The organism is Moritella sp. 28 (genome assembly GCF_018219435.1).
GTDB lineage: Bacteria > Pseudomonadota > Gammaproteobacteria > Enterobacterales > Moritellaceae > Moritella.
Map to the genome: position 1 here is coordinate 1,967,588 of NZ_CP056121.1, position 14,415 is coordinate 1,982,002.

8 protein-coding genes are annotated in these 14,415 nt (G+C 32.9%); 5 read left to right on the plus strand and 3 right to left on the minus strand.

The window, feature by feature from the left end:
* Positions 1 to 98 precede the first annotated feature (98 nt).
* Positions 99 to 1,127 carry a tyrosine-type recombinase/integrase gene (locus HWV02_RS08765; RefSeq protein WP_211690204.1) on the minus strand — a complete coding sequence of 343 codons (1,029 nt, stop codon included), beginning with the start codon at positions 1,125 to 1,127 and terminating at the stop codon, positions 99 to 101.
* Between the two features lie 524 nt (positions 1,128 to 1,651).
* On the opposite strand from HWV02_RS08765, the gene HWV02_RS08770 reads away from it, so the two are divergent.
* From HWV02_RS08770 to HWV02_RS08790, 5 genes are all read left to right on the plus strand, one after another.
* A complete protein-coding gene (locus HWV02_RS08770) occupies positions 1,652 to 2,497 on the plus strand; it encodes a hypothetical protein (protein WP_211690205.1) in 846 nt (281 codons plus the stop codon).
* A gap of 492 nt (positions 2,498 to 2,989) precedes the next feature.
* Positions 2,990 to 5,227 carry a restriction endonuclease gene (locus HWV02_RS08775; RefSeq protein ID WP_211690206.1) on the plus strand — a complete coding sequence of 746 codons (2,238 nt, stop codon included), beginning with the start codon at positions 2,990 to 2,992 and terminating at the stop codon, positions 5,225 to 5,227.
* A 1,193-nt stretch (positions 5,228 to 6,420) separates the two neighbouring features.
* Entirely contained in the window at positions 6,421 to 7,095 is a 675-nt protein-coding gene (locus HWV02_RS08780) for an AbiV family abortive infection protein (RefSeq protein WP_211690207.1), read from the plus strand.
* Between the two features lie 138 nt (positions 7,096 to 7,233).
* Positions 7,234 to 7,893, plus strand: a complete 660-nt coding sequence (locus HWV02_RS08785; protein WP_211690208.1) for an SPFH domain-containing protein — start codon at positions 7,234 to 7,236, stop codon at positions 7,891 to 7,893.
* A 742-nt stretch (positions 7,894 to 8,635) separates the two neighbouring features.
* Positions 8,636 to 11,140: a P-loop NTPase fold protein gene (locus tag HWV02_RS08790; RefSeq protein WP_211690209.1), complete on the plus strand. Its 2,505-nt coding sequence runs from the start codon at positions 8,636 to 8,638 to the stop codon at positions 11,138 to 11,140.
* A gap of 109 nt (positions 11,141 to 11,249) precedes the next feature.
* Here the strand turns inward: HWV02_RS08790 and HWV02_RS08795 are convergent, their stop codons facing one another.
* Together HWV02_RS08795 and HWV02_RS08800 are read right to left on the minus strand one after the other, a co-directional pair.
* Positions 11,250 to 13,250, minus strand: coding sequence for an AAA family ATPase (locus HWV02_RS08795; protein WP_211690210.1), 2,001 nt, complete (start codon positions 13,248 to 13,250; stop codon positions 11,250 to 11,252).
* A gap of 349 nt (positions 13,251 to 13,599) precedes the next feature.
* Entirely contained in the window at positions 13,600 to 14,310 is a 711-nt protein-coding gene (locus HWV02_RS08800) for a hypothetical protein (protein WP_211690211.1), read from the minus strand.
* Between the last annotated feature and the right edge of the window lie 105 nt (positions 14,311 to 14,415).

The window sequence follows — 14,415 nt, forward strand, 5'->3', positions numbered from 1 at the left end:
GATTTTCAAGGCTGGTTAACGCATTAAATTAACCAGTTTTTAAATAATTCTGAATATGAGTGCATACCAATATTATTTGTCGCCACTTTATCGCCACGTTACAGTGCTAGGTTTACGAGTGGGTTGAAGCTTACAGCATCTTGTAAATGGCTTGGAGAGAAATGAGAATACCGCATTGTTTGGCTTATGTCTGCGTGGCCTAATATCTTTTGTAAAACGAGAATATTCCCCCCGTTCATCATAAAATAACTGGCAAATGTATGACGTAAAATATGCGTTGCTTGTCCCTTTGGTAAATCGGTAAAACAATGTGAAACACCTTTCCATATTGCCACGTAATTACAAGTAAATAGCTTGTCATTTCTATCCTGGTAAATTTCGTTGTAAAGCGATTCCGAGATAGGAACTGTTCTGTTTTTACGGCTTTTTGTGTTTGAGAACGTGATCTTATATTTGGATAGCTGTGACCCTTTAAGGTTCATTGCTTCACTCACCCGGGCACCGGTGGCTAGGCAAATCTTAATTATCTGCGTCAATTGTTTTGCGTGGCACTGACCCTGAACAAAGCTTAGCAGCGTTATTATTTGTTGTTGGGATAAATAGTTTAATTCTGGCTCTGACTTTGGAATAAGATTAATGCTGGTAAGTGGGTTAGGGTAGTTCCATTCCTTTAACCTGATCAACTCATTGAACATTGCCCGCATACATTTCAGGTCATAGTTTTGTGATGCTGCAGACAGCTCCTCTATTCCATTCCGCTGACTCGCACCAACCATACGTCTGTTTGCCCGATAGTGAGCATAATCCCTGGCGGTAATACTCGTTGCGATAGGATCATCAAGGTGTTCACAAATTATAATCATACGTCTGTGTGCATGTGCGCCACTTTTAAGGTTTTTAGCGTGTAGTTGCCACCACAGTTCAATCAAGTCTGATAACTTCCGTGTATTCGGCTTATCACCTAACCAGGGCTTATCATCAACCTCGTTCATTGTGTAACGTTCGAAGGCTGCTGCTTCGCCTTTGGTGGCAAAGCGCTGGCGAATACGCTTTCCGTTACGGCCTTGTGGATAGCATTCACAAAGCCAAGGTTTCTTGTGGCCGTCTTTGAGGTTACGAACAGACATGGTGAATTTCCTTATAACTGTTTATGGCGTCTTTACCATTATAAAACAACAAGCACTGTTTTTATATACAGTTATATAAATTGTAGCAATAGTATATGTTTTATCACGCAGGATTAAACATAGACGGCTTATGTTTAGCCCTTTTTATGGAAAGCTTATGATTTTATAAAAAAAAGGGGGGGGGTATTAGATGTAGTGAAGGTATGCATATAAATACTGTCCAAAATTTTAGGTTTAACTCTAAATTCTGCCCCAAATTAGCTTCGTTCAATTACTATCTCACGATATTTTTATGTCGATTTGCCATATATTTTATTATGCAAAATTGATCAAATGAGTTGATCATATCTATTTTTCAGAGGCAGGAAAGAAAAACCATTTATAATAAAACCTTCTTTCAATGTGTTAACTACCCCTCTGTGTGATAATTAGTGGATTTGGGATCTCACGACGTTATACGATACAAATGTCATGCTTATTTCATACTACAAATGTGGTAACATTCGAAAATTTGAGGCTCAGTAATGAAAAACAGATACCTAATCATTTGCTCTCTTCTTGCGCTTGTACTGTCAATCTCCTCTCATGCAAAATCTTCTAATAACATTAGTTGGAGTGGAAACTTTTTTATTGATAAGGCTAATGGTGACTCTCTCGTAATTAAACGCGAATACGAAGTGCGTGATAGATTCTCTAATTCAAGTGGTATGTTCAGCTATGTATTATCATGTAGTGCAGATACTTATTATCCAGAAATCATATCGTTTACTGAAAACAATTTTAGTATTGAAGTGAATCAAATATCACTTAAAGAGGACCACAGTGTTAGGTTTAATTCACGTCAGGTTGACAAAGAAATAATCAAATCAGCACTACATTCTACTGGTCTAAACCTGTACAACTATGAGGGTAAGAAAAGTGGTGAACTATCTCTTCGTGGAGTATTACCGTTTCTTGAACAGCACCAAGCTCTGCTCTCTGAATGTAAAGAAAATATTAGTATAGAACTCGAAGAGAAGAAAAGAGAGGAAATGTTTTTATGGGCAGCTTATGGTGCAGCTGGACTAATAGGTGTGATCTTTGCTTTCTTCTTTATTAAGTTTGCGGTTATAAAACTACGTGTCGCCAAGGTGAAAGCAAAAGAATTAAGTGTTTCTGTCGCGCAAAACTTGTCTGAAAGAAAAAACAAACAGTTTGATAAAGAGATTGAAAGGAAAATTGTCGAAACTGCGGTAGACGAAATCGTTAGACAAACAGTTAAGAGGGCTATGTCAGAAGGTGTTGACCCTAATCAAATTGTTATTTGCTCTCGATGCAAAGGAGCTGGTTGTTCAAAATGCTCTCATAAAGGGTGGTTAGTGGAACAATAAAGATAACGTATCAGAGGATTCCCAACGCTTGGCATTCTAAGGTCAAGGTTGGGTTTCATGTTTGGCGTAATACTTTAGTTTAGTAGTAGCCTTGCTCATACTTAAATGCGAAGTTAATCTCAGCTTCGCCATAATTTTATTATGCATCAGTTTTGTGAATGAATTAAAAACAAGTCCATTGTTAGTTAGCCAAAGCAAAATTTTAATCGATAGATTCATGTGTTTATCCTTACGTCAAAACTGGTTTTGCATACAGACATAATGAAATCTAGCATTTGTTTCTAAACAGTCTCACTCAGTTTCACTTTTTGTAAAAAGCTTCTGTTCTTTATCAAGTTTACTTATAGTGATCAACTGCTCCACGTAGTACAGGTATTCGCTTGAATCGTTATTTTTTAAATAACAATTTGAAAAGTATACTTAAATTGGTGCTATTTGAGCTAAAGATAGTAATATATAGAAATCCTATAATTTACAACAAACATAAATCAAATGCCAGATTACAACTTTGAAGCCCTTCATGATAAAGAGTTTGAAGAGCTTGCTAATGATATTATTTCCAAAAGTGAGAATGTAAAGGTTGAGCGATTTAAACCAGGCAAAGATGGTGGAGTTGATGGGCGATTTTTTGAAAGTTCAGGCAATGAAATTATTATCCAATCAAAACATTATTTGAAATCTGGCTATACTAAGCTACTACGTCACTGTCAAAATGTTGAAGCAGCCAAAGTAGAAAAACTTAGCCCATCTAGATATATATTCGTATGTTCAGAACCATTAAGTCGCAAGCAAAAAAGTGAGCTTGCAAGTGTATTTTCTCCATATTTAACAGAACGTGATGTTTATGGTAAGGAAGAGTTAAATGACTATATAAAAATGTATCCTGATATTGAACGTAATCATTATAAATTGTGGTTAACAAGTACCAATACATTACAGATTTTATTAAATCAAAGTACCTATTTAGACAGTGAGTGGGGGCTGGAAAAAATTAAAAAATGTAGTAAGTATTATGCTAAAACAAGTAACCATGATGAGGCAAGAAAATTATTAGAAAAAGTTCATAGCGTCATTATATCAGGTGAACCAGGTGCAGGAAAAACTACTCTGGCAGAACAATTATGCCTTGAATATGTTCTTGATGGATTTGAGTTAGTTGTCATCGAAGATGACATAAAAGATGCTAAAAATGTATTTAATAAAATGAGTAAGCAAATTTTTTATTTTGATGACTTCTTGGGTAGTAATTACTTAGAAGGAATAGAAAATAAAGAAGATTCAAAGATTATGAATTTCATTGAAGCTATCAAAAATGACAATGACAAAAGATTTATTTTAACATCAAGATCTTCGATACTTAATCAAGGAAAAAACATTTCAGCAATATTCAAAAATAAAAAAATTGAACAGCGTGAATATGTCTTAGATGTAACGAAGCTTGAAGATATTGATAAGGCAAGAATACTTTATAATCACATATATTTCTCGTCGCTTAACGAGGCCTATGTTGAACAACTCTACATTGATAAAAGATACCTGAAAATTATAGAACATAAAAACTTCAACCCTAGGTTGATCGAGTTTATTACTGATGAACAACGATTCGAATTAATAAGCGTTGCAGAATATTGGAATAAGGTTGAGGAAAGTATCAATAACCCGAAAGATATCTGGGAGCATGTTTTTCATAATCAATTAAAAGAATATGAAAGGATTCTCATTTTTATTATTGTTTATTTTGGAAGTAACATAGATGAAGAAACTCTTAAAGTTATAGCAAAGAAACACTTTAAAAGTAAAGGCGTATTCACTACTAACATTCAATTTGATAAGGCAATTAAAACCTTATCGGGTTCGTTAATAACGAGGATCGTGGGTGGTGAATCTATTGAATTTGATTTGTTCAATCCATCAATAAAGGATTATGTTATTTCTATTTGTAAGGATGATATTGACTTAATAGCGGAGCTTTTATTTGAGATGAACTCTATAAAAGCATATAAAAGTTATAATTTCTCTTATCTATTTTCATTTTTGAGTAACATCCCATCTCCTGATAAAAGGGTTAAGCTTAAGCTTCTGGACAAGATTTCAGAAGCAGATTCATTTCTCTCACATTTTAATTTGTTTGTCGTTGTGTTTGACGATGCTGTTTTATATGATATTAATGATGATACAAAGTCTAAGTGTATATCTGCCTTAGTAGACGCAGTTACAACCAATACGCTCTCTGAAAAAGTAGGGCGAGAAACTATATCACTATTGAAATACTTAGTTGAATTGGGTGATTTGACAGTTGATAGTCTTAATTGGGTAAAGTTGATTCACGATGTAATAGATATTTACCCCTCCAATGAAACCTTAAAAGAAGTAACAGAGCTTCTTTATGAGCTTAATGAGCATCATGACCTTGATTGTAATAATGTCATTATTTTAGCTCAGGAATCAACATGGGAACATTGTGTAGACGATATTCATGATTTTGTTTCCGAGCGTGTGAGTGATTTTGAAAGTGTAGACGACGATGCTTCAAAACTTGCAGACGAGATGATTAAGGAATATAAAATCGAGTTGAATTTCACAGCAAAGGAACTTCTGGAACATGTTGACTTTGATGTAATAAGGCAAGAACTTAGGAATGATTACGAAGATGATGCTGATGATGGGGAAGCAACATCGCCAGCACTAATAGAATTCAATGAAATTGATGACCTTTTTGAAAGAACTTAATTATACGTTTTAAATGTAAGCGCTCAATTAACCGGACATTTCAATAACTTTCAAATATAGCATTATGAGTTCCTAACTAAATTAAGGAACAGGATCATGTCACTAGACACAAAATACAAAAGAGCAATACTGGAAAGCATATTCAGCAATATGCTGAAAGTGGATTAATCAAAGCTGAGTTTTGTAAATAGTATCCTTTTAAGCTTGAACTCTAATTTATATTTAGGATGATTGATCTAAGTTAATATTGCCCCAAAGTTTTATGTGCATTTACTCATTCAAAATCTGTTCATAGCAATTTTCCATCCATTTTATTATGCATCAGTTTTGTGAATTAGTTGAAAACAAGCCCTGTGTTAGTTAGCCAAAGCAAGATTTTAATTTATAGATTCATGTGTTTATCCTTACGTTAAAACTGGCGTTGTATACAGGCATAATGAAATTTAGTCATCTTTTTCTAAAGATGGGTTACTTATATTGCCAAATAGTCTCAGTTTCCCTTTTGTAAAAAATTAATTAATTGAAATATATTGCTTTGTAGTGGTTCATTGAATTTGGCCTTCTAATTGGAGGTTTTTTAGAGCTAGAGCTAAAATTGTTCTTGATTAAAATATCATGTTAAAGCCGTATTTCTTGCTGTTTAATTCTTTAAATAACCCACATATCACCAAGATGATTTCGCACCATTCTGGTGAATATCGATTTAAATCTAAATCAACCCCCAATATTTTATGCACATCTGTACTTGAATAGCTCATGATGATTTCAGGTCTTTAACCGCTTATCTTACCTTTAAGCCCCCATACTATCGGCCCTAAGTAAATTATGGGATTCACAAAACTTAATTTATTTGCTTAGTTTTTACTTCTCGCTTTAATACTTAGCTATTCCACATTCCTGTCGGATAGCTTTTATGCTGTGTTATTAGACTATTTTTCAGTTGTATCACGGTTTACCACTAAAGAGTAGTGAATATCTTTGTATTAAGTTAAAACCATAATAGAATAAACCCTATATAAAATATTGTTAATGTTAAAGAATAACAGTATTACACACTTTCTTTGAATCGACTTTAATGCATGTTTGGCATTTATTCTATCTTTCATTTGATTAGTTACTATTGACTAGGGTGAACAGATTATGGGAATTAGAACGTCTTGTAGTATAAATGTTACAACTCTATAGGAGGCGTTGTGAGTAAAAATTTGAAGCAGTGGAAAAATACCCTTACTTCTGAGCAAATCTCGCAAGGAATGAATGCTGCTACAGCGAACTCCTTTCGCCTTTTAAAAGATGCTGAAGCTTTGTTTGAGATCGGTAGTTACCCAACTGCGTACTCAATAGCTGTTCTAGCAATTGAAGAAGATGGAAAAATGTCCATTTTACGGCAACTAGCAGTTGCAAGGGATGGTAAAGAAGTTAAAGAGGCGTGGAAGGCTTATCGGTCGCATACGAAAAAAAATGTAATGTGGTTATTCCCGTCGCTGGTTCAAAGTGGTCACAGAACATTAGAGAGTTTTGAGGAGTTGTTTTCTAAAGACTCTGAACATTCAATGATGTTAGATGATCTTAAACAAATAGGCTTTTATACGGATTGTCTCGGTGATCGAAATTGGTCAATTCCTAATGATGTAATCGATAAGAGAGCGGCTGAAGGTATTCTAAAAGTAGCAAGCGCCTTGTGTAGAGAGCGGACCTACTCCAAAAAAGAAGTAGATCTTTGGGTTAAGCACATGAAACCTGTTTGTGATTCTTCAATGTCGTTGGTACGTGAAGCTCTTAATAACTGGTTTAGTGAAATGCTAGCTGAAGGCTTGATCGAAGAAGGTTCAATGAGGTTTTCTGAATTTGTTGGAGAAAACGATTAATAATATATAAAAGTGACTCCCAACGCTTAGCACTCTCACTTCAAAGTAGGGTGGGTGTTTAAGGTGCGATGGTTTAGGTTCGGTGGACGCGTTGCTTACACCTGAATGCGACGTTAATTGTAATAATTTGGAGGTTCAGTGGAATCTGCGCTAGTACTAATTTTGGATAAGATACCTAGCTGGCTTATCTGGTTCATACCAATCGTATGGCTCATCCCTAAGATTTTTGGATTACGTGTTGTGAGAAGAACTCATGGTGGCGTAAAGTTTACAAATGTTATTTGCTGGCGATATTTTTTGAAACGTTCTGAGTGGTCATTGTTGCCCCCATTTGTACCGCATGAAGATGCTAGCGTTCTTGAAATTAAGCCTGGTGTCTGTATTTACAACAAATTACTAACAGACATAGAGTTATATCCAACTGCTCGGCAAACCAGCAACCTACAATACCAAGCGTTAGTAACTAAAGATAATAGGTCTATAGCTGTGAGTACTATTATTGCTTTCGAGGTTACTGATATCGTGAAAGCTTATGGTGAGACTTGGGATATGGAAGATCTAATAAAAGACATATCCCTAGCTAAAATACGCCAGCTACTTACATCAATGTTATATGACGACATAATTAAAAATCAGGCTCAGATAGATGATGACTTAACTGTTGAGTTAAAAATGGAACTATGTAGTTATGGTGTAGAAGTAATAAAAGCGTATTTTACTGATCTAGCACCATCAGGAAATACTTTTTTTATGAATTCTGAAAACTCAAACTTAATCCCCATGCCAGAGAACACCTAAGGCTCATAGGTAACTATAGTTAACAAAATAATTAAAGTGATGTTTTAGATGTGGCTGTTTGATTCGTTTAACTTTGGATATTTTATTACAGATGTTAATACCATTTTTATCTCTTAAAGCTAAACCGTCCCCTTTGATCTAACTGGCGAAAGGGGACTTAACCCCCCAAATTAACCTGACGATACGCTATCGGATAACAAATCAATATCGATATCCCAGACATCAATACAAAATAAAGAATACTACGACCGCGGATAGCAAAGAGATGGTCGGTGGTGAGTTGCGATCCTTTTTTAAAGGGCTACCTCAAATGTACGGGATAAAATCAACTATAACGTAGAGTGTTATTAAAATGAAATGGGGAATGATAAAGTCTAGCAATGCGGTTATTTCCTAGGTTACGTGTATACCGTAAAGCTAGTAACAAAGTAAAATTTGACATGACAGTTAGGGTGGGGGTTTGTGAAGTTGTTAGTTAACTTACCGTTATAGGTATTAAGCTGTGATACTAGTTGATTTAATAACCTTATAAAATGAAAGAAGACCAACGTTACTTGGTAAGCTTAAATAAACTTCAGTGCATTTAGTTAGAGCATAAACGTGACTAGTTCTACTGTATATTTGTAGTAAGTTGATTTTAAAGTATTATGAATCGTATAAAGCCGTTATGAAAACATTATTCATGATATGGGAATAATGTTTTAACCATTTGTCTAAAAATTAAATATGGATATATAATAAAATGTTAAGTAAGACTGAAAATTACACTTTTAATCGATGGATAAGTATTTTACTTTACGCATTTGTTTCTCCTTTCATAGTAGTTATTTTATCAAAAATAAAGTGGATAAAAGAGTTGTTTGATTGGTGGAACGTTATATTTAATTCTTTCGATCTAATTTTTCAGTGTTTATTTGCATTTTTTATTGGACTTGTCTTAAATAAATGGCTTAGCGTAATGTACGTTTATGGAAAAAATTCATCAAAAAAGATGTTGTGGTATTATCCACCTATTACGGTGTCTGTCATATTATCAATATTAATATTGATTAGCTATAATTCTTATATAACGGGGAATACAACCAGTATAGGACTTTATTTTATCAGTGATATATCCTATATCATTGTATCTATAATGTTAGGTTTGGCAGTGATGCTTTTTCGATACCCCTCAACAATATCCGATTCAAATACTTTAGCCGATGATACAAGGTTATTAACTTACAATGACTATAAAGAGTGGTTTAAAAATGATAAACCTATCTCTGATTGTTCTTCGCTATCTTATCAACTTCAAGAGTATGTTACTCGTATTAAAGAGCGAATCAAAAGTAATAATGATACTGATACCGGTTCTCATATTGCATTATTTGGAAAATTTGGGACAGGTAAAAGTAGTATAATTGAATGTGTACAAAAAGATTTAGGTAATGAATTTATATTTAGTAATATTGATACATGGGGAAGTGACTCTAATAGTATTAATGGTATTGTACTTGCTAAAGTAATTTCAGATGTATCTAGTTATGTTGATGTCAGCGCTCTTAAACAACTTCCTTCACAGTATATTGATGCGTTGAAGATTGGTGGGAATCCGTTAAAATTACTGGCAGTTTTTTCTGGGGTGTCTGTTGATCCTAAAGCCGGGTTAATTAAACTAGATAATATTCTATCTACAATTGATAAAAAATTGATTATTACCATTCAAGATCTTGATCGAAGTTCACACCCATTAAAAAGTTGTAATGAATTGTCTGCTTTGCTAGATAAACTTAAAGAGTTAAAGAATATAAGTTTTATAATTGCACTTAGCTATGATAGCAACGTAAGTGAAGTAATAAGAAAAGTTTGTGATTATAGGGAAGACCTGATAACTGCTAGTTATCAAGAAAAAGTGTTCACACTTTTTGATATATTCATTAATGAAGCGAATAGTGCTAGAGTATGTGTACCTCTGGATGGTAATAGAAAAAGATCTCTTTCAATACATAAGCATAATTATTCTGATCCATATCGTATGATAACGTCTGAGCGTAGTTTTAAACATATTTGTCGACGAGTCGATATTGCTTGGAAATATGATAAATTAATGGGGGAGATTAACATTGAATCACTCTTTTTATTTGAAATCATCAGAGAGGAGTTTCCCTTAGTATTTGATTTTATTATAAAGAACAAAACTGGATTGATAGATGAAATAAAAGGAATGAAGGCAGCAAAAAATTCGACTGAAGAGGGAACGTTATTAAGTAAACTTGAGGATCTTGTTTCAAGTAATTTTATTTTTGAAAATGTTAAATATTTTCTAAAATATTTTTTTTCGAGTTCGAACAACCTTGGACAAGGTGTTAAAAATAATGATGATTATATAGATTATTTTGAACGGATGTTATTGGGAAATGTACCTAGTCATGAAATTAGGGATCAAATCGTAATTGAACTTCTAACTAAAATTAGTAATGGACAAGCCTCTATTGATCAACTAATTTCAAAGTTTAAAAGTAAAGAAATGTCATATAATTGGATTAGTAGTTATAGAAGGTTTAATTTAAAATTTTTAAAAACTAGTTCAGTTAATGAAAAGATATATATGGAAATGACTGAATTATATTATTCTGACGTATTTAATGAATCTAGATATGCTGAAATGAAGATAAATGATAGTTTTATACAAATATTTATCTATGATTTGTTAAATGCATCTTTAACGAAAGAAAATGCTGTCCAACTATTTAAACAGGCCGTAAAGGTACCGACGACACTTAGTTTTATAGGCGGTAAAGGAATGTCTAGTTTAGATTTATTCTTGTGTAACACCCTGAACGTACAAGAAGAGATCCGGAATACATTCTTATCTGAGCTTAAAGATCAAAGCGAAATAACACAACAATTACCAATTACTCATGCTGGTCTCTATACATCTTTAGCTGACGTTGTAGCTAGGCTATCCAAGGAATCCAAGGAACCCTCAACTTTTTTCAAAGATATTATTCTTTCATTAAAAGAAAAAAACTCCAAGAGTGAATCAACATATAAAAATTGTATTTGGTTTATATGTTACATGTTATCTATATTAAAAGTGGATGAAAACATGTTTAAACCTTGTGAATTAAATAAATTAAAGATCATTATTTCTGAACTAAATAATGATGAGATTAGTGAATATTTACATAATATTGAAAACAAAGATTTTTACTTTAAAGAATTGTTAGGAAAGTTAGAAAAGTTAGAAAAGTTAGAAAAGTAAAAATAATAATTTCTAATTTAAAGAGGCCTTATACCTCTTTAAATTATGTATCAATACCTATTTTAGTATAGCACTTGATAGTGCTTACTATATAACTTTAATATAGGCGTTATTTCTTCATGAAGAAATCTTTTATTTCTTCTATCCATGTTGGTATCACTTCATTATCATTATCATGCAGTTTAGATACTTCTATGTACTGTTTAGCAAATAACACTTTATTTTCACCGTTATTTTCTTTAAAGAAATGTTCTAAATGAAAGCTTCTAAAATTTTCTCTAAAGTCGCTATTACCATCTAAGTTTATAGTTTCTCTTATAAGGTAATTATCCTCTTGAGTCATAAGTTCTAACGTTTTCTTAAATACAAAAGGGTCTAATGATTGCTCAATATCTGTCGCGTCTGTAGTTTTGTTATCTAATGTCAGTAGACTCGTTTTTTTATGTCCACCTCTGTTACAAAGACGCTTGATAGTTAAATTGGCATAACCATTGTTTAATTCATCACAACGCTGACTGTCTGTATCAACTATACAAAAGACTTTTCCACTTGGTTTATCTTCAGATATGGGGATTTCTAGATATTTGTATAGTCTGATGACCATAGACTGCCCCCCCATTGGAAGTATTCTTAACTTATTTTCTTGAATTTCTTTTTTAAAAAAGTATTCGAAATATATTTTTTCACTTATACCTTCACAAACTATCCAATTGTATGGTTTTGTACTGCGAAGTGAATAAAATATTGATTGGACTAAGTCATAAGTACTTTTAAGTACAAAATTTTCTGGAATATTATATCGTGATTTTTCACAATCTTGCTTTACCTTTGCTTTATAATCGAACAGATCATAGGTTTCGAAATTTATTTGTTTTTCACTCATATTTATAAAATGGCCATAGCCCTCACTTACAATAGGAAGAAAACCGTACCAATGAGTTGTAATTAATATCTGATTTGTTTTTGAAATTTCTTTTAGTTTTTCAAATTGGTCATAGCAAAGAGCTGTATGAAGAGAACTTTCTGGCTCATCAATAGCAATAATTACCATATTTTCTCTTTCAGAGTTTCTCATCAAAAAAGCGTACACAACATTAATCAATGCTTGTCTTTTTTCACCAGCGCTCAGTTCACTTACTTTTGTTAACCCAATGTCATTTTTCCTATTGAGAATTCTTTTTTGAAAATACACCTCTAATATTTTATTAACCAAATCATTTTTAGTTACAGCATTATTTCGACCTTGTCCCGTATGGTAGCAATACTCATTATTCAGTATGTTTTCTATTTCGGACACAAAACCATCAAGTGCATGATTAATACCGTCTTTTCTGTCTAGATTTACATTTAGTAATGATTTTTCAATTTCATTTTTAAGTTTTTTATCAAAAATCTTTTGCATCTCTGTTGTTTCTATTTTTGTAAAACTTTCAACATCAAGTTCAACAGGAAAGTACACATATGCATAGATAGACTTTAATTCAGTAAAAAATTTTTTCCAATCTTGGACCTGTAACGATTTTTTTAATTTATCCTTTAACCCATTAATTTTTTCTTTTTTCTCTATAGGACTTAATTCATTTAGCTCATCCTGATTTTGGTCTAGCATGTGTAATAAAAAGGACTCTTCTCCCTGGAAACTTGAGAAATATGGTTTTGGGAGTATATCCCGATCTATAATTGACTCTCCAACAAGCATAAGATAGTGCTCTTTGCTGGAATAACCATCATTAACCAATTGATCCCTAACCATGAAAAACTCTCTCATGGAACCGCGGACTTTAGTTGTTATATCTGTTCTTTCAATATTCCAGAAATATGTACTTATTTTTTCAAACTCTTTTTTCTGCCTAGGGACTTTTGATTTTTCAATTAAGAAAATAGGTGTAATAAATGCTTCATTTCCAGCTGTTTTAATTCCATCATTTAATGCACTTTTATTAATTGGGTATGGTTTACCATTGAAAAAAGAGTCTAAGGCTTCAAGAATTGAGCTTTTACCTACACCATTTTCTCCGACATATGCAACGAATTTATATTTGGTTCCGATTGGGACGAAAGTGATACCTTTATAAGCTTTTACATGCCGAACAAACAAACCTACGATCATACAATAAATCCTTTTTAAACAATGAACTATAATTATTTTTGTTATTTGATAGCATTGTAACAAAAGGTTGGTGTAGTACAACTATATGGAGTATAAGTTTAGATATAACTGAGATACTTGATGCTGTGTTCAAGTTTATTTAAGTGAAGAAGAAAAATATATATGGTCAACCTATATGAATATATTGTTAGTGAGTGGATTTTCTAAATTGGTTTAGGGCAAACTAGACTAAGCGTTATCGGACTAAACCAGAGTTGGATAGAAACAGCTTAGAGTAGAGGGCACGATGAAATTTAGATTAACGCCTAATTCAGGCGACAGTCCCCTGAATTAGGCGTTAAGCTCACTCTTAATATTCTGTTAATGAATCAATATGTTCTTTTACCTTTTTTGGTAGTTCAGAGAATCTCTGGAAATCCCTTAAGATATATCTTATTTCTAATGACCAGACTTCTGCATACACTTCTAACCAAAATCTCTGATCATTTGTAATCATTCCTTTAATCAATGTGTAATAGTACTCCCGGTCATCGTCAGAGAGATTACGCAATTTAAGTAGAAGTGGTTGAAGGAGAAACATTTCTGTGTCAAATTGCCCTTGATGATTACTGATGAAACTTGAGGCTGTATTCCATGCATCCTCATATATGTCGGTATCTTTTCCAATTTTGAATTTTGTAACCACCCACAACGTCGCATTGGTAAAGAAGTCATTATCTTTACTGTTTTGATTCTCTGGATTAACCAAATTTTTGCTTTCAAGTGATAGTTTTATGGAATTAATGATATTCAGAAAAGACTCTTCAAAATGCTGTTTTTTTATCAAGTCAACTTGCTCTGCATTTGACTTTTTGGTCTCATTCAATGTTAAAACTAACAGGTAGACGCTTGCAAGCGTAAATATTGGGCCAAATATACCACCAAAAAAGGCACCTAGAAATGCCCAGTCTTCATGATCATCCCATAAACCAAAGCCAAATTTATATACATATAAACTGGTTGCAGCTATTACAAGAGCTGTTAGAAATATAAAAAAACACGATTTAATTATTTTTGACATACTACTTCACTATTAATATCTATTTGTTACTTTAACGTCGCATTAAGGTGTGAGCAACGCTAACCACAGAGCCCAAACTATTGCGCTTTAAACACAAAACCAACC

Coding starts and splice junctions, on each gene's coding strand:
- HWV02_RS08765 (WP_211690204.1), bottom strand. CDS start 1,127: ATGTCTGTTCGTAACCTCAAAGACGGCCACAAGAAACCTTGGCTTTGT.
- HWV02_RS08790 (WP_211690209.1), top strand. CDS start 8,636: ATGTTAAGTAAGACTGAAAATTACACTTTTAATCGATGGATAAGTATT.
- HWV02_RS08800 (WP_211690211.1), bottom strand. CDS start 14,310: ATGTCAAAAATAATTAAATCGTGTTTTTTTATATTTCTAACAGCTCTT.
- HWV02_RS08775 (WP_211690206.1), top strand. CDS start 2,990: ATGCCAGATTACAACTTTGAAGCCCTTCATGATAAAGAGTTTGAAGAG.
- HWV02_RS08770 (WP_211690205.1), top strand. CDS start 1,652: ATGAAAAACAGATACCTAATCATTTGCTCTCTTCTTGCGCTTGTACTG.
- HWV02_RS08795 (WP_211690210.1), bottom strand. CDS start 13,250: ATGATCGTAGGTTTGTTTGTTCGGCATGTAAAAGCTTATAAAGGTATC.